The 19,882-nt window shown below is 72.3% G+C and carries 16 protein-coding genes; 11 read left to right on the top strand and 5 right to left on the bottom strand.

Going from position 1 to position 19,882, the window contains the following annotated elements:
* Nucleotides 1-3 precede the first annotated feature (3 nt).
* The gene (locus ACN27D_RS13315) at nucleotides 4-483 is read right to left on the bottom strand and encodes a methylated-DNA--[protein]-cysteine S-methyltransferase (protein ID WP_047892731.1); all 480 of its coding nucleotides are present in this window, start codon (nucleotides 481-483) and stop codon (nucleotides 4-6) included.
* Between the two features lie 73 nt (nucleotides 484-556).
* On the opposite strand from ACN27D_RS13315, the gene ACN27D_RS13320 reads away from it, so the two are divergent.
* Nucleotides 557-1,099: a hypothetical protein gene (locus ACN27D_RS13320; protein WP_358170591.1), complete on the top strand. Its 543-nt coding sequence runs from the start codon at nucleotides 557-559 to the stop codon at nucleotides 1,097-1,099.
* Nucleotides 1,100-1,126: 27 nt separating this feature from the next.
* The gene (locus ACN27D_RS13325) at nucleotides 1,127-2,635 is read left to right on the top strand and encodes a flotillin family protein (RefSeq protein ID WP_121683690.1); all 1,509 of its coding nucleotides are present in this window, start codon (nucleotides 1,127-1,129) and stop codon (nucleotides 2,633-2,635) included.
* Nucleotides 2,636-2,693: 58 nt separating this feature from the next.
* Here ACN27D_RS13325 and ACN27D_RS13330 read toward each other — a convergent pair whose 3' ends face one another.
* Nucleotides 2,694-4,730 (bottom strand): S8 family serine peptidase, encoded by a 2,037-nt coding sequence (locus ACN27D_RS13330; protein WP_421499202.1) that lies wholly within the window; start codon nucleotides 4,728-4,730, stop codon nucleotides 2,694-2,696.
* 176 nt (nucleotides 4,731-4,906) lie between these two features.
* On the bottom strand, nucleotides 4,907-6,367 hold the full coding sequence (locus tag ACN27D_RS13335) for a CCA tRNA nucleotidyltransferase (RefSeq protein WP_121683692.1): 1,461 nt from the start codon (nucleotides 6,365-6,367) through the stop codon (nucleotides 4,907-4,909).
* 132 nt (nucleotides 6,368-6,499) lie between these two features.
* Here ACN27D_RS13335 and murJ point away from each other — a divergent pair, with 132 nt between their 5' ends.
* The 7 genes from murJ (at nucleotide 6,500) to ACN27D_RS13370 (ending at nucleotide 14,770) form a co-directional block, all read left to right on the top strand.
* A complete protein-coding gene (murJ, locus tag ACN27D_RS13340; protein WP_421499203.1) occupies nucleotides 6,500-8,248 on the top strand; it encodes a murein biosynthesis integral membrane protein MurJ in 1,749 nt (582 codons plus the stop codon).
* A 409-nt stretch (nucleotides 8,249-8,657) separates the two neighbouring features.
* Complete coding sequence (locus ACN27D_RS13345) at nucleotides 8,658-10,268, top strand: protein kinase family protein (protein ID WP_162959262.1); 1,611 nt, start codon at nucleotides 8,658-8,660, stop codon at nucleotides 10,266-10,268.
* A gap of 43 nt (nucleotides 10,269-10,311) precedes the next feature.
* On the top strand, nucleotides 10,312-11,016 hold the full coding sequence (gene sigM / locus ACN27D_RS13350) for an RNA polymerase sigma factor SigM (RefSeq protein ID WP_421499204.1): 705 nt from the start codon (nucleotides 10,312-10,314) through the stop codon (nucleotides 11,014-11,016).
* Nucleotides 11,013-11,954, top strand: coding sequence for a hypothetical protein (locus ACN27D_RS13355; RefSeq protein WP_393156646.1), 942 nt, complete (start codon nucleotides 11,013-11,015; stop codon nucleotides 11,952-11,954). Before sigM ends, ACN27D_RS13355 begins: the two co-directional genes overlap by 4 nt.
* A gap of 177 nt (nucleotides 11,955-12,131) precedes the next feature.
* Nucleotides 12,132-13,085 (top strand): thioredoxin-disulfide reductase, encoded by a 954-nt coding sequence (gene trxB, locus ACN27D_RS13360; protein WP_120572527.1) that lies wholly within the window; start codon nucleotides 12,132-12,134, stop codon nucleotides 13,083-13,085.
* Nucleotides 13,086-13,123: 38 nt separating this feature from the next.
* Nucleotides 13,124-13,447, top strand: a complete 324-nt coding sequence (trxA, locus tag ACN27D_RS13365) for a thioredoxin (RefSeq protein WP_013289375.1) — start codon at nucleotides 13,124-13,126, stop codon at nucleotides 13,445-13,447.
* A 162-nt stretch (nucleotides 13,448-13,609) separates the two neighbouring features.
* Nucleotides 13,610-14,770, top strand: a complete 1,161-nt coding sequence (locus tag ACN27D_RS13370; protein WP_364774156.1) for an N-acetylmuramoyl-L-alanine amidase — start codon at nucleotides 13,610-13,612, stop codon at nucleotides 14,768-14,770.
* A gap of 8 nt (nucleotides 14,771-14,778) precedes the next feature.
* On the opposite strand, the gene ACN27D_RS13375 is transcribed toward ACN27D_RS13370, so the two are convergent.
* Entirely contained in the window at nucleotides 14,779-15,444 is a 666-nt protein-coding gene (locus ACN27D_RS13375; RefSeq protein WP_120572526.1) for a GNAT family N-acetyltransferase, read from the bottom strand.
* 282 nt (nucleotides 15,445-15,726) lie between these two features.
* Here ACN27D_RS13375 and ACN27D_RS13380 point away from each other — a divergent pair, with 282 nt between their 5' ends.
* Together ACN27D_RS13380 and ACN27D_RS13385 are read left to right on the top strand one after the other, a co-directional pair.
* Entirely contained in the window at nucleotides 15,727-17,040 is a 1,314-nt protein-coding gene (locus ACN27D_RS13380; protein WP_120572525.1) for a PLP-dependent aminotransferase family protein, read from the top strand.
* Nucleotides 17,041-17,047: 7 nt separating this feature from the next.
* Entirely contained in the window at nucleotides 17,048-18,040 is a 993-nt protein-coding gene (locus ACN27D_RS13385; protein ID WP_120572524.1) for a D-alanine--D-alanine ligase family protein, read from the top strand.
* 2 nt (nucleotides 18,041-18,042) lie between these two features.
* Here ACN27D_RS13385 and ACN27D_RS13390 read toward each other — a convergent pair whose 3' ends face one another.
* A complete protein-coding gene (locus tag ACN27D_RS13390; protein ID WP_421499205.1) occupies nucleotides 18,043-18,954 on the bottom strand; it encodes a hypothetical protein in 912 nt (303 codons plus the stop codon).
* Nucleotides 18,955-19,882 lie beyond the last annotated feature (928 nt).

Genomic DNA, 19,882 nt, shown 5'->3' on the forward strand with positions numbered 1-19,882 from the left:
ACGTCAGGACCAGGCTCGCCGCAGCGCCACCGACGCCTCCAGTTCCAGCAGTGTCACCTTGCGCGGCAGCCCGCCACCGAAGCCGACCAGCTTGCCGCCCGCACCGACGATCCGGTGACAGGGCACGATCACCGGCACCGGATTGCGGTTGCAGGCCACCCCGACCGCCCGGGCACCGCCGGGATCTCCGACCGCCTTCGCCACCTCGCCGTAGGTCTTCGTCTCCCCGTACGGGATGCGGGTCATCTCCCGCCACACCGCGCGCTCGAACTCCGAGCCCCGGGGCGCCGACACCGGCACTGTGAACTCGGTCAGCTCACCGGCGAAGTACGCCCGCAGCTCCGCCACCGCCAGCCGGGCCACCGCGTCACCGGGTTCGTCGGCCGCCCCGTCCACCCGGCCGAAGTGCGCGCCGCGCACCGCGTCGTCGTCGGTGCCGACGGAGAACTCCCCGATCGGCGAGTCGAGCACGGTCCAGCGCATGCCACCCATTGTCGCGCGCGCCCACGGACATTGCCTCGCTGAGGGCGGGCTGGACGACCGCTGAGCGAAGTCGATGTTGCACGGCGTCGATACCGTGCAGGTCATGGCCACCGGGACGCTCATCTTCCTGATCATCGGCGGGGTCGGTGTCGGCGTGCTGACGCTCGCCCTGCTCGGCTCGGGAGTGCTCCACCTCGGCCAGCCGGACGTCGACGGGCCGGTGTCGCTGGAGGCGGCCGCCGGGTTCACCGGGGCGTTCGGTTTCGGCGGCGCGATCGTCAACGAACTGCTCGGGGGCCGTACCCCCGGAATGATCGCGGCGGCGGTGGCCGGCGGCGTGCTCGCGGCCGTGCCCACCGGCTGGCTGGCGGCGCGGCTGAGCCGCGCGGCCCGCAACATGCGCACCGACGCCACACCCACCCGCGACCACCTGGCCGGCGCGATCGGCCTGGTGGTGACGCCGATCCCCAGCGGCGGCTACGGCGAGGTGCGGGTCCGCCTCGCCGGCCAGCCGGTGAAGCTCAACGCCCGCGCCGACGGGCCGATGCCGGTCGGCACCCGGATCTTCGTGGTCGAAGCACTGAGCGAGACCAGCGTGCACGTCGAGACCTACTGACACACCACCACACAGACGGGAACGCCCATGCCCCTGCTCGTCGCCATCGGCGGCGCGGTCCTCCTCGCCGTCGTCCTCGTCCTCTTCGTGTTGTCCCGGATCAAGGTGGCCGGGCCGAACCAGGCGTTCATCGTCACCGGCCGCAAGGGCCGCACCACGCAGTCCGCCGACGGAGCCCGCTCCACCGACATGTCCGGGCAGAAGGTCGTGCTCGGCGCCTCGGTCTTCGTGCTGCCGGTGGTGCAGAAGCTCCAGTCGCTCGACCTGTCCAGCCGCCGGATCGACGTCAGCATCCGCGGCGCGGTGAGCAAGCAGGGCATCCGCACCGAGCTGCACGGCGTGGCGATCGTGAAGGTCGGCGGCACCGAGGACGCGATCCGCGCCGCCGCCCAGCGCTTCCTGAACCAGCAGGAGGAGATCGACAACTTCACCCGCGAGGTGCTCGCCGGCGCGCTGCGCTCGATCGTCGGGCGGCTCACCGTCGAGGAGATCATCCGGGACCGGGCAGCGTTCGCCAGCGCGGTCGCCGAGGAGGCCGAGCACTCGATGACCAACCAGGGCCTGGTGCTGGACACGTTCCAGCTCCAGGACATCTCGGCCGAGGGCTCCTACCTGCAGGACCTGGGGCGGCCCGAGGCGGCCCGGGTGCTCAAGGACGCGGCCATCGCCGAGGCGCGGGCCCGGCAGCAGGCCGAGCAGGAGCGGCTGCTCGCCGAGGAGGCGATCGCCGAGGCGAACCGGAACCTGGCCCTCAAGCAGGCCGGCATCCAGGCCGAGATCGACGCGGCGAAGGCGAAGTCGGCCGCGGCCGGTCCGCTCGCCCAGGCCGAGCGGGACCAGGCGATCCTCTCCGAGCAGCAGAAGGTGGCCGAGCGCAACGCCGAGCTGAAGCAGCGCCAGCTCGACACCGAAGTGCGCAAGCCGGCCGACGCGGCCCGGTACAAGGTCGAGCAGGAGGCCGAGGCGAACCGCAACGCGGCGGTGCTCAACGCCGACGCGCAGCGGCAGGCCACCATCGCCGCCGCCCAGGCGTCCGCCGAGCAGGCCCGCCTCACCGGTGAGGGCGAGCGGGCCCGCCGGGCCGCGCTGGCCGAGGCGAACGCGATCGAGGGCGCCAAGGAGGGCGAGGCCGAGCAGCGCCGTCGTTCCGCGATCGCCGAGGCGGTCGAGCGCGAGGGCCAGGCCGAGGCCGCGGCCATCCTCGCCAAGGGTCAGGCCGAGGCCGACGCGATGGCCCGCAAGGCCGAGGCGTTCGCCGCGTACGGCGAAGCGGCCGTGCTGGACCTGCTGGTCAAGGTGCTGCCCGAGGTGGTCGGCGCGGCCAGCGCCCCGATCGGCGCGATCGACAAGATGACTGTGATCTCCACCGACGGCGCGTCGTCGCTGACCAAGTCGGTGGCCGGAAACGTCGCCCAGGGTCTGCAGCTCGGCAGCGACCTGACCGGCATCGACCTGGCCGGCCTGCTGGCCCGGCTGGGCAGCAGCGCGCAGAACAACGGCAAGAACACCGTGGACGGCACCACCGTCACCCAGTGACGACGGACGCCCGCCGGTTCCCCTCGGGGAGCCGGCGGGCGTCGTGCGGTGGTACGGATCAGAGCACGGCGATGACGAACTTCTCGCCCTCGCCCAGATCGAAGGGCGGGCCGCCCCAGTCGATGGTCCGGCTGGCGATGAGCTGGCTGGTACCGGCGCCGCCGGCGGTGACCGCCTTCTCGTTGACGTTCGCGTACAGGTAGACCGAGCCGTCGGCGTTGTAGTGCAGGAGCGACAGCCCTTCCCACGCGCCGATCGAGGCACCCCGGGCGATCAGCGGCTTCGCCCCGGCGCTCTCCGCCGTCACGAACTTGCCGTTGATCTGGGCCTTCAGGCCGAAGGTGCCGAAGCCGTCACCGACGCTCACCAGCTCGTACTTCTCCCAGGCGCCGACGGTCGCGGAGCGGGCGATCAGCGGCTTCGCCCCGGCACTCTCCGCCGTCACGAACTTGCCGCTGACCACCGACTTGATGCTCACGAGCGGCGCCGGGGCGTCGAAGTCGAACTTCTCGGCGGTGCCGATCGCGGTCTTGCTCGCGATCAGCGGCGAGGTGGCGCTGGGCGCGGTGACGTACCTGCCGTTGATCGCCGCCTTCAGGCTGATCGTGCCGTCGGTGTTGTCGACGATCTGGAACTTCTCCCAGGCGCCGATGGTGGCCGAGCGGGCGATCAGCGGCTTCGCCCCGGCGCTCTCCGCCGTGACGAACTTGTTCGTGACCCGCGCCCGCAGGCCGAACAGGCCCCCGCCGGCGTCGACCACGTCGTACTTCTCCCAGGCCCCGATGGCGGTGCCGCGGGCGATCAGCGGCTTCGCCCCGGCGCTCTCCGCGGTGACGTACCGGCCGTTGACCCGGGCCTTGAGCCCGTACGAGCCGCGGGCCGTCGCCGCCGCGCCGATGTGCAGCAGCCGGTCGGTGGAGCCCATGATGTCGTGCACCGCCCCGCCGATGCCGGTGGTCACGATCGAGTCCCGCACCTGCTGCGGCGACCAGTCCGGGTGCTCCTCCAGCAGCAGCGCGGCGGCGCCCGCCACGTGCGGGGAGGCCATCGAGGTGCCGCTCATCGACTCCGAGCCGGCGCTGGTGCCGGCCTTGGCCGAGACGATGCCGGTGCCCGGGGCGAACAGGTCCAGGCAGCGGCCGTAGTTGGAGAACCAGGCACGCATGTCCACCCGGTCGGTGGCGCCGACGGTGATGGCGGCGGGCACGCTCGCCGGCGAGGACTCGCAGGCGTTCGCCATGATGTTGCCGGCGGCGACCGTGTACGTGATGCCGGAAGCGATCGAGCGGGCGACCGCGTCGTTCACGGCCTGGTCGACGCGGCCGACGCCGAGGCTCATGTTCGCGACGGAGGGCCCCGTGGCGTTGGTGGTGACCCATTCGATGCCGGCGATCACCTGCTCGCTGTCGCCCTCGCCGTCGCAGTTGAGGACCCGGACGGCGACCAGCTCGACGGCCTTCGCGACGCCGTACGTCGTACCGCCGATCGTGCCCGCCACGTGGGTGCCGTGCCCGTGGCAGTCCTGGGCGACGTTGTCCTGCTCGACCGCGTCGTAGCCGTTGCCGGCCCGCCCGTCGAAGTCCTGGTGGTCGATGTCGATACCGGTGTCGATCACATAGGCGGTCACCCCGGCGCCGGTCGCCGGATAGGTGTACTTCCCGTCGGTCCGGGTCTTGAGCTGGTCGATGCGGTCCAGGCCCCACGGCGGGGTGGTCTGGGTGCCGGCGGTGCTCCAGCGCTGGACCTGCTGGACGTACTCGACGTCCGGGTCGGCGGCGAGCCGCGCGGCCTGCCGGACGTCCATCGTGGCGGAGTAGCCGTTCAGCGCCTTGCCGAAGACCCGGCGGACGGTGCCGCCGTGCTCGCCGGCCAGCGCGGACGCGGCGGACTTCACCTTGGCCGGGGTGGTCTTGCCCTTCTTGAGGACCACGATGTAGCGGCCGGGCACCGCCTCGGCCGTGCCGGCGCCGCGGACCGACTGTCGCTTCGGGTCGGCCAGGGCGGGGCCGGCGACTGTGGCGCAGAGTATGGAGGTGGCGCTGGTGAGGGCGATCCCCACGAGCGCGGAGCGGCGCAGGCCGCCGTGACGTGTCATGAATTGACTCCCCGTGTCCAGCGACCGTCCGGAGCGGACGGGCGGATGAGATCGGACAGCCACATCTGTCGATTCGGCGGCTGCCGATGACTCATCATGCGGGAGACATCGACCGGAACGGGTCAACCGATCGGTCGACACGCCGCCGTATCGTCGTCAGATCACGGACGCCGGTCTCAGCCGGTGATGCCCTCGTCGCGCGCCCAGCGCAGCAGCTCAGCCTCGGCCTCGTCGCGGTCCAGCGGGCCCCGCTCCAGGCGCAGCTCCTTGAGGTACTGCCAGGCGCGACCGACCACCGGCCCCGGCGGTACGCCGAGCAGCTCCATGATCGCGTTGCCGTCCAGGTCGGGCCGGACCCGGGCCAGGTCCTCCTCGGCGGCGATCCGGGAGATCCGCTCCTCCAGCGCGTCGTAGTCGGCCGCGAGCTGGGCCGCCTTGCGCCGGTTGCGGGTGGTGCAGTCGGAGCGGGTCAGCTTGTGCAGGCGGGACAGCAGGTCACCGGCGTCGGTGACGTACCGGCGCACCGCCGAGTCGGTCCACTCGCCGCGGCCGTACCCGTAGAAGCGCAGGTGCAGCCCGACCAGCTTGACCACCTGGGAGGTGATCTCCTTGGAGTAGCGCAGCGCCTTCATCCGGTTCTTGGTCAGCCGGGCGCCGACCACCTCGTGGTGGTGGAAGCTGACCCGGCCGTCCGCGCCGACCGCCTTGGTGGCGGGCTTGCCGACGTCGTGCATCAGCGCGGCCATGCGCAGCACGAAGTCGCAGCCGTCGGACTCCATCGACATGGCGTTGCTGACCACTGTGAGCGTGTGCTCGTAGACGTCCTTGTGCTGGGCGTGCTCGTCGATGGTGAGCTTGAGGCCGGTCAGCTCGGGCAGGAAGCGCTCGGCCAGCCCGGTGTCGACCAGCAGGCGCAGCCCGGTGATCGGGTCGGCGCCGCAGAGCAGCTTGGTGAACTCGTCCCGGATCCGCTCGGCGGTGATCCGGTCCAGGTCCGCGGCCATCTCGGTCATCGCCGCACGGACGTCCGGGTGGACGGCGAAGCGGAGCTGGGCGGCGAACCGGGCCGCGCGCAGCATCCGCAGGGGGTCGTCGCGGAACGACTCCTGCGGCGTCCCGGGGGTACGAATGATCTTGGCGGCGAGGTCGGCCAGCCCGCCGTACGGGTCGGTGAACCGGTGGTCGGGCAGGCTGACCGCCATCGCGTTGACTGTGAAGTCGCGGCGCTTGAGGTCTTCGGTCAGGCTGGTGCCGTACTGCACCACCGGGTTGCGGCTGACCTGGTCGTAGACCTCCGCGCGGAACGTCGTGATCTCCAGGTTGAGGCCGTCGCGCTGGCAGGCGATGGTGCCGAACTCGCGTCCGGTCTCCCAGATCGACTCGGCCCACCCGCGGATGACCTTGATGGTCTCGTCCGGGTGGGCGTCGGTGCAGAAGTCGAGGTCGTTGCCGAGCCGGCCGAGCAGCGCGTCGCGGACGGATCCGCCCACCAGGTGCAGTTCGTGACCGGCCTGGGCGAAGCGCCGGCCCAGCTCGTCGGCGACCGGTGAGACTCGGAGCAGTTCGGCGACGGCGTTGCGCTGCGCGGCGGTCAGTTCGCGGCGGTCGGCGGCGTGGGAGGCGGAGGCTTCGGACATGGGATCGCCAGCCTATCGGGCCGGAGGTGGATCGACCGCGCCGGGCGCGGGTAACGGGCCCGGGTTGACTAAGGTTCCGGTTGGGCGGGGCCGGCCGGGCCCGGTCGCCACGTACCCCTTGGAGGCTGGCAGATGAGCGGCGGGCTCTACCGCAGCGCGAACGCGCACGGCGGCGGCCTGCCGCCGGACGACGGCGCCACCTTCATCTCCGCCGAGCCGCTGAACCAGCCCGGCGTCGAGGCCGTCGCGCCGCCGCAGGAGGTGGTCGCCGAGACCAGCGCCGCGGCGAACAGCGCGGTGATGGCCATCGGCAGCCTGGTGAGCCGGGGTACGGGCTTCATCCGCAACCTGATGATCGGTGCCGCGCTCGGCACCATGGTCGGCGACGCGTTCACCACCGCCCAGTTCCTGCCCAACCAGGTGTACGAGTTCCTGCTCGGCGGCGTGCTGACGAGCGTCCTGGTTCCGGTGCTGGTCCGCCGCCGCAAGATCGACGCGGACCGGGGCGAGGCGTACGCACAGCGCCTGCTGACCCTCGCGGTGCTGGCGCTCGCCGCGACCGCGCTGATCGCGGTGCTGCTGGCCCCGGTGCTGACCGCCGTGTACGCGGCCGGTGGCGACGACCCGGCGTACACCACGCTCGTCACCCGGCTGTCGTACCTGATGCTGCCGATGCTGTTCTTCACCGGCATCAGCGCGTTGATCGCCGCGGTGCTGAACACGCGCGGGCACTTCGCCGCCCCGATGTGGGCGCCGATCCTCAACAACCTCGTCTCGATCGGCACGTTCGGCCTGTACATCGTCGTCTTCGGCGCGACCGGCCTCCGGCCCGACGAGGTGGGCTGGGACCGGGTCCTGCTGGTCGGCGGCGGCACGCTGCTCGGCGTGGCGGTGCAGGCGATCGGACTGCTGCCCGCGCTGCGCAAGGTCGGCTTCCGGTGGAAGGCGCGGTTCGACTTCCGGGAGCTGGGGCTGCGCGAGCTGGCCCGGCTCGGCGCCTGGATGTTCTGCTACGTCGCGGTCAACCAGCTCGGCCTCTTCGTGGTGGTCAACCTGCTCAACCGGGCCACCGGCGGGGACGGCGAGAACGCCGGCCTGCTGATCTACAACAACGTGTTCCTGCTGCTGATGATGGCGCACGGCATCATCGCCGTCTCGATCATCACCGCGCTGATGCCCCGGATGAGCGCGGCCGCGGCCGAGAACCGGTTCCACGACGTCACCGCCGACCTGTCCCGGGGCACCCGGATGGTCACCGCGGTGCTCGCACCCATCGCGGTCTGCTACGCGGTGCTGGCCGCCCCGATCTCGGTGGTGGTGTTCCGGTACGGCGCGTTCACCGGCGACAACGCGGTGGCCACCTCGACCGTGCTGCTGGTGGCGGCGCTCGGCCTGGTGCCGTTCGCGGTGAGCCAGCTCTTCACGTTCGCGTTCTACGCGCTGCCGGACACCCGCACCCCGGCTCTGATCAACATTCCGGTGGTGGCGCTGCGCGTCCTGCTCCAGGTGGGCCTGTTCCTGCTCTTCTCGAACACGTTCGCGGCGGCCGGGATGATGCTCGGCAACGCGGTGTCGTACCTGGCGGCAGCGATCATCTCGGCGATGCTGCTGCGGCCCCGGGTGGGCCGGATCGGGCTGGGCGGGATCATGCGGACGCTCGGGCGGGTGGTCGTGGCGGCGCTCGGCGCCGCGCTCGTCGGCGTACTCGTGGTCGCGGTGCTCCCCGGCGACCCGGCGAGCCTGAGCTGGCTCGCCGCGGCGGTCCAGTTGGTGATCGGCGGCGCGGCGATCGGCGCGACCTACCTCGGGCTCGCCATGGTGCTGCGGATCGGCGAGATCACCGAGGTGGTCGGGATGGTCCGGCGGCGCCTCGGGCGTTGACCCCCTCGGTGACCGACGGTGAACGAGGATCACCAGGCTGGGGATACGGCTGTGGATAACTTGGAATTCCGCCGTCCAATGGGCCTCTCGGCCTGTGGACAACCAACCGTACGGATGAGGGAGCGCAGGCCGGGGCGGGGAAAACCTTCCCGCCGCCGCACCGGTACGCCCCTGTGCCGCTTCCTTGCCGTCAACCTTTAGATTGGCGGTGCGTGTCCGGCTCGCCCGCCGGGTGGGCGGGCGACCCGGCCGGGGCCCGTGGCGACTGGCCTTCCGGCCGGTCACAGCGGGAAGATGACATGTCGGAGAACCGGGCATCCCGGGTAAGGTCGCTCTCGACGGGTACGACCGGGATCGACGCGGGTGTCGACACCGCGGCCGTTCCACCGAAGGTAGAGCGGGAAGCCACATGCCCAGCAGCACGGGTCCATCGATCGACGCGATCACCGAGGGAGGACGGGTGACCCAGGTCGGCGAGGGTCAGGAAGCGGAGGAGACCTCTCCTGCGGTCGTGACCTTCGGTGCTCCCACGGTCGGTGAGCTGCTCGCGGAGCGGTACGAACTGGTCGAGCACATCAACAACGACAGCGCGGGCCGGCTGGTCTGGCGCGGTGTCGACGTGGTGCTCCGCCGTCCCGTCGCCGTGGTCCTCCGCTACCCGGGTGGCGACTCCGCCACCGAGATGCTTCAGGCCGCGGTCGCCGCGAGCCGCGTCATCCACCCCAATCTCGTCGGCGTCTACGACGCGATCGACGAGGACGACCGGGCCTACGTGGTCCGCGAGTGGGTCGACGGGCAGTCGCTGCGCGAAATGGTCGCCGCCGACGGGCCGCTGGACCCGGCCCGGGCCACCGCTATCGGCAACGCCGTCGCCAGTGCCCTCGCCGCCGTGCACGCCACCGGCATGGTGCACGGCAACCTCCACCCCGGCACCGTCATGATCAGCGACGACGGCCGGGTGGTGCTCGCCGACGCGCGTACCGACGGTGCGGACAGCCAGGAGAACGACCTGCGCGCGGTCGGCGGGGTGCTCTACTTCGCCCTGACCGGGCACTGGCCGCACGGCGAGGCCCCGCTGCACGGCGCCACCGCCGGGCACGGCCGCGCCGCCCTGCCGGACGCCGTCCGCGACGCCGGCGGCGCGATCGCCGCGCCCCGGCAGATGCGCGCCGGTGTGCCCGCCTACCTCGACGACCTCACCATGGACCTGCTCGACCCGGAGATCGCGCCGCCGTCGTCGGACGTGCTGGCCGCCGAGCTGAGCCGGCTCGACATCCCGGCCGACGAGCAGTTCCTGGAGCAAGCCGGCCCGCTGCGTTTCACCGCCGAGCCCGGCGAGGAGCCCTCCCCGCTGGCCGCGGCCGGCGGTCGCAAGGTCGCCATCGGCATCGCCGGTCTGCTGGCTGTGGCCCTGGTCGGGCTGCTCATCGGCATCAACGCGCTCGGTGGTGGCGACGACGGCGGCAAGGAGCCGGTCGCCCAGCCGTCGAACAGCGCGCCGGCCACCGGGGGCGGGGACGAGCCCGCCGCGCAGGTCCGCAAGCTCACCATCGAGGCCGTTCGGATCATCGACCCGGACGGCGACCGCGCCGAGGTGCGCAACGCCGAGAAGGTGATCGACGGGAACGACGACGAGGGCTGGGAGACCAACAGCTACCGCAACAACGGCAAGTTCGGCGGGATCAAGAAGGGCATGGGCGTCTGGATCGACCTGGGCGCCCCGCACTCGGTCAAGCAGCTGGAGGCCACGCTGTCGGCCACCGGCGCCACCGTCGAGCTGCGCACCGGCGCTCGCGGCGACTTCCCGTCCACCTCCGCCGGCGACAAGCAGCTGGTCAACGCCTACTCGACGTTGATCGGGCCGCCGAACGAGGACGGCGGCACCAAGATGATCTTCAACGCCTTCGAGCCGGACCAGAAGTACCAGTACCTGCTGTTCTGGATCACCAAGCTGCCGGCGAAGGACAGCGGCAGCGGCTGGAAGCTCGGCGTCCAGGAGATCGTGGTCCAGGGCTCGTGACCCGGCCGCCGTCCCCGCCGCGCCACCTCCTCCGGATGTGGTGATGGCGGAACGCGACGGCGCGCAGCCCGGCCGCTCCGACCTGGAGCTGCTCCGGGCGCACGCGGCGGGTGACCGGGACGCCTTCACCGAGCTGTTCCAGCGGCACCGGGACCGCCTCTGGGCGGTCGCGCTGCGGACGATCGGCGACCGCGAGGAGGCCGCCGACTCCCTCCAGGACGCCATGCTGTCGGCGCACCGCGCGGCGGCCCGGTTCCGGGGCGACTCGGCGGTCACCACCTGGCTGCACCGCATCGTGGTGAACGCCTGCCTGGACCGGATCCGGCGGCGCCAGACCCACGCCACCGTGCCGCTGCCCGACGGCGTGCACACCGACGGCGAACCTGGTCGGCACACCGGCGGCCCGGAACCGGCCGCGCCGGCCCACGACCACGACACCGCGCTCGTGGTCCGGCAGGCGCTCGCGGCACTGCCCGCCGAACAGCGGGCCGCGCTGGTGCTGGTCGACGTGCAGGGCTACCCGGTGGCCGAGGTCGCCGCCATGCTCGGCGTCGCCGAGGGCACCGTGAAGAGCCGGTGCGCCCGCGGCCGGGCCCGCCTCGCCGTGCTGCTCGGCCACCTGCGTACCGGCACCGACGCACCGGCCGCCGACGTGCCGCGGCTCACCTCCGGGAACCGCAGGCGCCCCGAGGGCGTCGGATCCTCGTCGGGAGCGTCCCGTCAGGCCGTCAGCCAGGAGGAGCCGTGACTTCCCGGGAGTTCAGCGAGGTCGACCACGACCTGCTCGCCGACTACCTCGGCGGGGCGCTGGACGGCACCCCCGAGCAGGCGACAGTGGCCCGGCTGGTCGAGCAGGACCCGGCGTGGCGTGCCGCGTACGAGAATCTCGCCGACGCGGTCGACCTGGTCGGCGCCGACCTGGCCGGCTGGGCCGCGGCCCCCGCGCCGGAGATGCCCCAGGTGGTGGCCGACCGGATCACCGCGGCGCTCGCCGGGGCCGGACCCGCGCTGCGCGACGGCACGCCGGTCGTCCCGGCGCAGTCCGGCGGCGCGAGCCGACCACCCGGCACGGCCCCCCGTACCGACCGGCACAGCGGCCCCGGCCGTCGTCCCCGGCGCTGGGCCCGCATCGCCGGGCCGGTGGCCCTGGCCGCCGCCTCGGTCGCCGCGGTGGGGCTCGGTGTCGGCCGGCTGGCCGACCCGGGCGACAGCGGTACGGCCGACCAGGCGGCCCGGGAGGCGGCGCCGATGGTCGGCGCGCCGTACCGGACGACCGGACCGGCAGTGCGCAGCGGCACCGACTGGACACCGGAACGCCTCGCCGCAAGCGGGGCGTTCGCCGGGACGAAGTCGAATCCGGGGGACATGGCCGCGGCGTCCGGCGCGGCGAAGGACGGCGCGGAGACGCCCCTGCCCGGCGCGCCTGAGCGCCTCAGCGCCCTCGGCGGGCTGGACCGGCTGACCCGGCCGGAGACGCTCGCCGCTTGCCTCACCGCGATCGGGGTCGAGCACGCCGCCGGGCCGCTCACCGTGAACATGGTCGACTACGCCCGGTTCCAGGGCGCCCCGGCGCTCGTGGTGACGTTCACGGACGCGGGCGGCGCCCGCTGGGGCTGGGTGAGCGGGCCGGAGTGCGGGGTACCCGGGTCCGGCGCGGACACGCGGTTCCGGACGCGGGTAGGGTGAAAACGCGGTCACGACGCTTGTCCCGCCACGTGACCTGACCCACCGGATGACCGGCTCGGGAATCCCCGCTTCGTACGATGACGTTCTGCAAGTCAGGCGCCGGCGCCCCTAGAGCCGTCGGCACTCGGGATCGACATCGGTGCGGCCGGTGACGAACACACACATCGGGAGACGGCAGTGGACGAGGTCCGCAACCTGATCATCATCGGCTCCGGTCCGGCCGGCTACACGGCGGCGGTCTACGCCGCCCGCGCCAACCTGAAGCCGCTGGTGATCGAGGGCGTGCAGTCGGGTGGCGCGCTGATGACCACCACCGAGGTGGAGAACTTCCCCGGCTTCGCCGACGGCATCCTCGGCCCCGAGCTGATGGACAACATGCGCAAGCAGGCCGAGCGCTTCGGCGCCGAGTTCCTCACCGACGACGTGACGCGGGTCGAACTGAAGGACACCGGCGAGATCGGCTCCGACGCGGTGAGCACCGTGTGGGTGGGCGAGACCGCGTACCGCGCCCGCGCCGTCATCCTCTCCACCGGTTCGGCCTGGCGTCCGCTGGGTGTGCCGGGCGAGCAGGAATACCTGGGCCACGGTGTGTCGTCCTGCGCCACCTGTGACGGCTTCTTCTTCCGCAACCAGCACATCGTGGTGGTCGGCGGCGGCGACTCGGCGATGGAGGAGGCCAGCTTCCTCACCCGTTTCGCCGAGTCGGTGACCATCCTCCACCGCCGCGACTCGTTCCGCGCCAGCAAGATCATGGCCGATCGCGCGCTGGGCAACGAGAAGATCAAGGTCGAGTGGAACACCGTCGTCGAGGAGATCCTCGGCGACGACGGCAAGGTCAACGGCGTACGGGTGCGCAACGTGCACACCGGCGAAAGCAAGGTGCTCGACGTCACGGGCGTGTTCGTGGCGATCGGTCACGACCCGCGCAGCGAGCTGTTCCGCGGTCAGGTGGAACTGGACGACGAGGGCTACGTGAAGGTGCAGGCCCCCAGCACCCGTACCAGCGTGCCCGGTGTGTTCGCGGCGGGTGACCTCGTCGACCACACCTACCGGCAGGCCATCACGGCGGCCGGCACCGGCTGCGCCGCCGCGCTGGACGCCGAGCGGTTCATCGCCACCATCCAGGGCTGAGAGTTCCACGAGCAAGGTTCGGAGGAGGAGAGTTCATAGTGGGAGCAACCAAGGCGGTCACGGACGCAAGCTTCGTCAGCGACGTGCTGCAGTCCGACAAGCCGGTTCTGGTCGACTTCTGGGCGGAGTGGTGCGGCCCCTGCCGCAAGGTCTCGCCGCTGCTGGAGGAGATCGCGGGCGAGATGAAGGACCAGGTCACCATCGTCAAGCTCAACATCGACGAGAACCCGGAGACGGCGCGCGCCTACCGGGTGATGTCGGTGCCGACGCTGACCATCTTCAAGAACGGCCAGCCGGTGCAGTCGATCGCCGGCGCCAAGCCGAAGGGTGAGCTGGTGAAGCTCATCGAGTCGGCGCTCTGAGCCGTACCGACACCTCCGCAACCCCCGTCACCACGCCCGGTGGCGGGGGTTCCGGCTTGCCTGACCTGCATGAACGCGAACCCGTCGGGTATCGGCCACGGTACGCTCCGTAAGCATCCGTCGGAGTTCCGGTCCGCCAACGTCCGTGCAGAGGGGGTCGTCGTGCGTCCGATCCGACCCGGTGACCAGGGACCGGCGGTGGCCGAGATCCGTACCGTCCTCGCCGGCCTGGAACTTCTTCCCGCCGAGGCCGGAGGCGACGACTACGACGCCCAGACGGAACGCGCGGTCCGGGCCTTCCAGCAGTCCCGCGGCCTCAGCGTCGACGGGCGCGTCGGCGCCGAGACCTGGCGGGCGCTCGACGCAGCCCGCTGGCGGTTCGGCGCCCGCGCGCTGTACCACGCCGTACCCGAGCCGCTGACCGGCGAGGACGTCCGCTCGCTCCAGGAACGCCTGCTGGAGATGGGGTACGACGTGGGCCGCGCCGACGCCATCTACGGCATCCGCACCTCCCGCGCGGTGGCGCAGTTCCAGCGGGAGATGGGCCTGAAACCGGACGGGTCGTGCGGACCACACACCGTCAACGCCCTGCGCCGCCTCGGCCGCAAGGTGGTGGGCGGGCGCCCGCAGTGGCTGCGCGAGTCCGACGCCATCCGGCAGGCCGGGCCGACGCTCGTCGGGCGGACCGTGGTGATCGACCCGGGTCACGGGGGCACCGACCCGGGTGTGGTGGTGCCCGACGGCACGCTGCGCTGGAGCGAGGCGGACCTCGTGCACGACCTCGCCAGCCGGCTGGAGGGGCGGCTCGCCGCCGCCGGCGTACGGGTGCAGCTCACCCGGGGCCCGTCACCCGGCGACTGCCTGCCGGACGCGGACCGGGCCCAGCTCGCCAACTCCCTCGGCGCCGACGTGTTCATCTCCCTGCACACCGACGGGCACGCCAACCCGGAGGCCGAGGGCGTGGCCACCTACCACTACGGCACCGACAACGGCGTCACGTCGGCGACCGGCGAACGCCTGGCCGGGCTCGTGCAGCGGGAGATCGTGGCCCGCACCGGGCTGCGCGACTGCCGTACCCACGCCAAGGCATGGGAGCTGCTCCGGCTCACCCGGATGCCCGCGGTACGCGTCGAGGTCGGCTACCTCACCTCACCGGACGACCGGGCGCGGCTCGTCGACCCGCGCTTCCGGGACCGGGTGGTCGAGGCCATCGTGGCCGGCGTGCAGCGGATGTACCTGCCGATCGAGCGGGACGTGCCGACCGGCTCGATCGACGTGAGCGAACTGCGGGCGACCGTGGCCGCCGGCACCGTCGTCGACTGACCCGCGGCTCAGCTCGTCGAGCGGGTGGCGGGTGCCGGGCGGACCGGCCGCAGCAGCGTCTCCGGGCTCATCGAGCCGAGCAGCTTCTCCAGCGCGTACTCGACGTCCGACTTCCAGCTCAGCGCCGTCCGCAACTCCAGCCGCAGGCGGGGGTAGCGCGGGTGCGGCCGGACCGTCTTGAAGCCCACCGAGAGGAAGAAGTCGGCGGGTGCCACGCACGCGCGGGCCGGGTCGTCCGCGTCGTCGCCGAACTTGGCGTCGCCGAACGCCTCGATCGCCTTGATGCCGCGCTTGGTCAGGTCGCGGGCCACGCCCTGCACCAGCATCCGGCCCAGGCCGCCGTCGGCGAAGGCGGGCACCACGTGCGCCGTCATCAGCAGAGCCGCGTCCGCCGAGACAGGTGAGGTGGGAAACGCCATCGAGCGCGGCACGTACGCCGGTGGGGCGTACATGACGAAACCGGCCGGCATGCCGTCGACGTAGACGAGCTTGCCGCAGGAACCCCACTCCAGCAGCGTCTGGGAGACCCACGCCTCCTTCTCCAGGCCCGGGTCGCCTGCCGCGCAGGCCCGCTCGGCGGAGACCGGATCCAGCTCCCAGTAGACGCATTGCCGGCAGGATCGAGGCAGGTCCTCCAGCGTGTCCAAGGTCAGGCTGACCAGACGTCGCGACATGAGCGCACCCCACCAATAGGCTCGGAGCGCCGGTGAGTCCCGCGCCCTCCTGCTCCCGACGAGCGATCGTACGCCCCTGTCCGGCGGTACGGGAGGGAACGCGCGAACCCCCGCCCGGACGGCCGACGGCGGGTCCGGGATGTGGACGTGTCCACACGGCCGGTGCCGCGACCGTCACCGGGGACTACGATCGACCAACCGGCCCCCGCCGCCAATGGATGTCGGCATCGCGGGTACCACACCGGGCGGCAGCCCCGCCGACACCCGATCGAGGTGATGTCCATGACCGGCACGACGCTCGACGACTACACCGACCGGTACGCCCGGCGCGTCCGCGGGATGACCGCCTCGGAGATCCGGGCACTCTTCGCGGTGGCCAGCCGGCCGGAGGTCGTCTCGCTCGCCGGTGGGGCTCCCTACATCGCGGCGCTGCCGCTGGACGCGGTCGGCGAGATGCTCGGCCGGCTCGGCTCCGAGCACGGCGCCACCACTCTCCAGTACGGCATCGGCCAGGGCACCCCGGAGCTGCGCGAGCGGATCTGCGAGGTGATGTCCCTGTCCGGGATCGACGCCTCCTGCGGCGCCTCCCCCGAGGACGTGGTGGTGACCGTCGGCGGCCAGCAGGCCCTCGACCTGGTGGCCCGCCTGTTCCTGGACCCGGGTGACGTGGTGCTCGCCGAGGGCCCGACGTACGTCGGCGCGCTCGGGGTGTTCCAGGCCGCCCAGGCCCAGGTCGCCCACGTGCCGATGGACGACGAGGGGCTCATCCCGGAGGCGCTGGAGGTGGCCATCGCCGACCTGGCACGCGCCGGCCGGCGGGTGAAGTTCCTCTACACCATCCCCACCTACCAGAACCCGGCCGGCGTGACGCTGAGCGAGGAGCGGCGCGAACGGGTGCTCGACATCTGTGAGCGCGCCGGGCTGCTCGTGGTGGAGGACGACCCGTACGGTCAGCTCGGTTTCGAAGGTGAGGCGCCCCGGCCGTTGCGGGCCCGGCGGCGCGACGGGGTCTTCTACCTGAGCACGTTCTCCAAGACGTTCGCGCCGGGCCTGCGGGTGGGCTGGATCCTGGCCCCGCACGCGGTCCGCGACAAGCTGGTCATCGCCAGCGAGGCGCAGATCCTCTGCCCCAGCGCCTACGCGCAGTCGGCCGTCTCGACGTACCTCGGCACCATGCCGTGGCGGCAGCAGCTCAAGGTCTACCGCGAGGTCTACCGGGAGCGCCGGGACGCGCTGCTCGACGCGATGACCGACCTGATGCCGGAGGGCACCACCTGGACCACGCCCGCCGGCGGCCTGTTCGTCTGGGCGACGCTGCCCGATGGGCTCGACTCCAAGGCGATGATGCCGCGCGCCGTGGCCGCCCGCGTCGCGTACGTGCCGGGGACCGGCTTCTACGCCGACGGCACCGGCACCGGCAACATGCGGCTGAACTTCTCCTTCCCGACGCCGGAGCGGATCCGCGAGGGCGTGCGCCGGCTGGCCGGGGTGATGGAGCAGGAGATCGCCATGCGCAAGGTCTTCGGCGCGGTCGGCGGTGCCGGACCCCGACGTCGCCAGGGCGGCTCGGACGCGCCCGGTCCCGACTTGGCATGATGCCCGCATGTCCGACAGCCCCGCCGCACCGCTTCCCGTGACCGGATCCGCCACCGACGAGCTGCACGTGCTCGTACTCGCGGGCGGCCTCTCCTACGAGCGGGACGTCTCACTGCGGTCGGGTCGCCGGGTGCTCGACGCGCTGCGCGCCGTCGGTGTCGACGCGGAACTGCGCGACGCCGACGTGGCGTTGCTGCCCGCGCTGACCGCCGACCCGCCGGACGCCGTGGTGATCGCCCTGCACGGCGCCACCGGCGAGGACGGCTCGCTGCGCGGCGTACTCGACCTCTGGGACGTGCCCTACGTCGGCTGCGACGCCCGGTCGTCCCGCCTCGCCTGGGACAAGCCGTCCGCCAAGGCGGTGCTGCGCGAGGCGGGCATCCCGACGCCCGACTGGGTGGCGCTGCCGCACGACCGCTTCTCCGAGCTGGGCGCGGTGGCCGTACTGGACCGGATCGTCGACCGCCTCGGGCTGCCGCTGATGGTCAAGCCCGCGCAGGGCGGTTCCGGACTGGGCGCCGCCGTGGTCCGGGAGGCGGCGTCGCTGCCGGCCGCGATGGTGGGTTGTTTCGCGTACGACCAGACCGCGCTCGTGGAGCGCTACGTCCCCGGGATGGACGTGGCGGTCTCCGTGCTCGACCTCGGCAAGGGGCCGCAGGCCCTGCCCCCGGTCGAGATCGTGCCGCGCAACGGCGTCTACGACTACGCGGCCCGCTACACCGCCGGGCGTACCACCTGGCACGCGCCCGCCCGGCTCGACGCCGCGACCACGGCCCGGGTCACCGAGGTGGCGCTCGCCGCGCACACCGCGCTCGGACTGCGCGACGTGTCCCGGGTCGACCTGATCGTCGACGGCGGAGGCGACCCGCACGTGCTGGAGGTCAACGTCTCCCCGGGCATGACCGAGACGTCGCTGCTGCCGCTGGCGATCCAGGCGGCCGGGCTGGACTTCGGCCGGGTCCTCGGCACGCTCGTGACCCGGGCCGCCGCCCGCCGCTGACCTCAGCTCTGCGGGGTACGCGTCGCACCCTGCTGATCGTCCGGGGCCTTCCGCGGCTCGACCTCGTCCGCTTCTTCGCTCTCTCCGGCGCTGTTCTGGACGCTGCTCGGCGAGCTGTCGGGTGCGTTGTCCGGTGCGTTGCCCGGTGCGCTGCCCGGTGCCGGGCCGGCCTGCGGTGCCGGGTCGGGCTCCGACGGGTCCGCCGAGGGGTCTGAGAGGTCCGCTGCCGCGTCGGACTCCGGGATCTCGTCCGCAGCCTCGATCACGGACGCGGACTCCTCCTCGGGCTCCTCAACGGCGTTCGCGGGGGAGGTCGGGGAGAGACTCGACGGCGCCTGCCACTGGATGCGCGGCGGCTCGGCCAACGGGCGGCCACCGAACTCGGCGAGCCACGCGGCCACCATGGCGAGGTTCTCCCGCCACTGGTCCTCGGAGATCGGCGGCAGGATCGAGTCCCACAGCGACAGGAACGTGCCCCGCAGTTGCAGCCGCCCGTACGGCCGGGCCAGGAACCACAGGTGCAGGTGCGCCGAGCCGTCGCCCCACCGGTTCACGTGAACCCGGGCCACCCCGTCGAGCGAACGCACGGCCCGCTCCAGGCGGACGGTCATCACGCCCAGTTCGGCGGCGAGCAGGTTGGGCAGGTCGCCCAGATCCAGGTGGGAGCGGGACTCCAGGATCAGGACCATCGGCAGGCCGGTGGGCCGGTCCATGGCGCGGACGCGCCACCGCTCACCGACCCAGATGTACGCCTCGTCGGGCGCGTTGCAGGCGGTGCACTCCCGGTCCGCCTCGCCGCGGCGGGGAGGTTCGAACGGTACGGGCTCGTCGAGCTGCTTGACGCGGAGATCGCCCTCGAAGGGGAAGGACGGCCACTGGGTGAAGTCGGGAACTGAGGGAGGGGTGTCCGGCACGACGCTGACCCTAACCGAGTTGGCGACGCCTGTCCCTACCCGTTCCACTGGCCGTCCACCGGTTGTCCACCGCGTTGTCCACAGGCTGCCGAGATCACCAGCACAGCGCGTCATGCACTGCTCAGCAAGGGTTTCATCGCTTTGTTTCACGTGAAACGGGGCGCGCCTGTGGACAACTGCTGTGGATAACTTTGGGGGTGGTTCCGGGTCCGTTCTTCCAACGATCCGGCGGCCGATCCGCACCGGGTGCCGTCGGCTTCTTCTCGTGCGTGTTTCACGTGAAACCGCGGGCGCGCGCTGCTCCCTAGCCGGCGCGGGACGTGGACCAGATCGGGGAAACGGCTACATCACGGCCACCCTCACCACACCACTTCCCCGAAGTGGCGGGACGTCCGGCTCGCCACGCCGGTCGGGTGGGTTCCGAGGGCTGGCTGCTTCTTCGAGCCTGGCGCCGGACGAACGAATGATCGGGAGGGCACCGGCTGGGGTGCCGCGAAGCGGCCACCGATCCGAAGGCGGTGGCGTTGTTCGGGGCTTGGCCGCGATGAGCCGGGCGACGCTGCCGCTCTGCCTCATGCCGTTCGAGCGGCATCATCGCTTGCACTCGGCGCTGTCCTACCCGGGGGGGCGCGGTGGCTCGCTGCGCGATCCGTTTCACGTGAAACGGGTCGTCGTCCAACCAGGGCTCGCCTGCGCTATGAGGCTGCGGGCGAGGCGCTGTCACCGCGTGGGGTGGAACCACTCGCGGGAGTCGAGAGTTCGGGCTTGCCATGCGCCGAAGCCCGATGGGATGGGGGCTCATCGTTGCACGGACCCTCTGCGGCTCGGGCTTGTCATGCACTGCACGATGGAGGGGAATCGTCGTGCGGCCCGATGCTGGAGGTTCGCCGGCAGGCGCCCGCTCCTCCGGCTCACCACGCCCGGGAAG

It is taken from the genome of Micromonospora sp. WMMD1274, from assembly GCF_049179035.1.
In the GTDB taxonomy this organism is placed as follows: domain Bacteria; phylum Actinomycetota; class Actinomycetes; order Mycobacteriales; family Micromonosporaceae; genus Micromonospora; species Micromonospora tulbaghiae.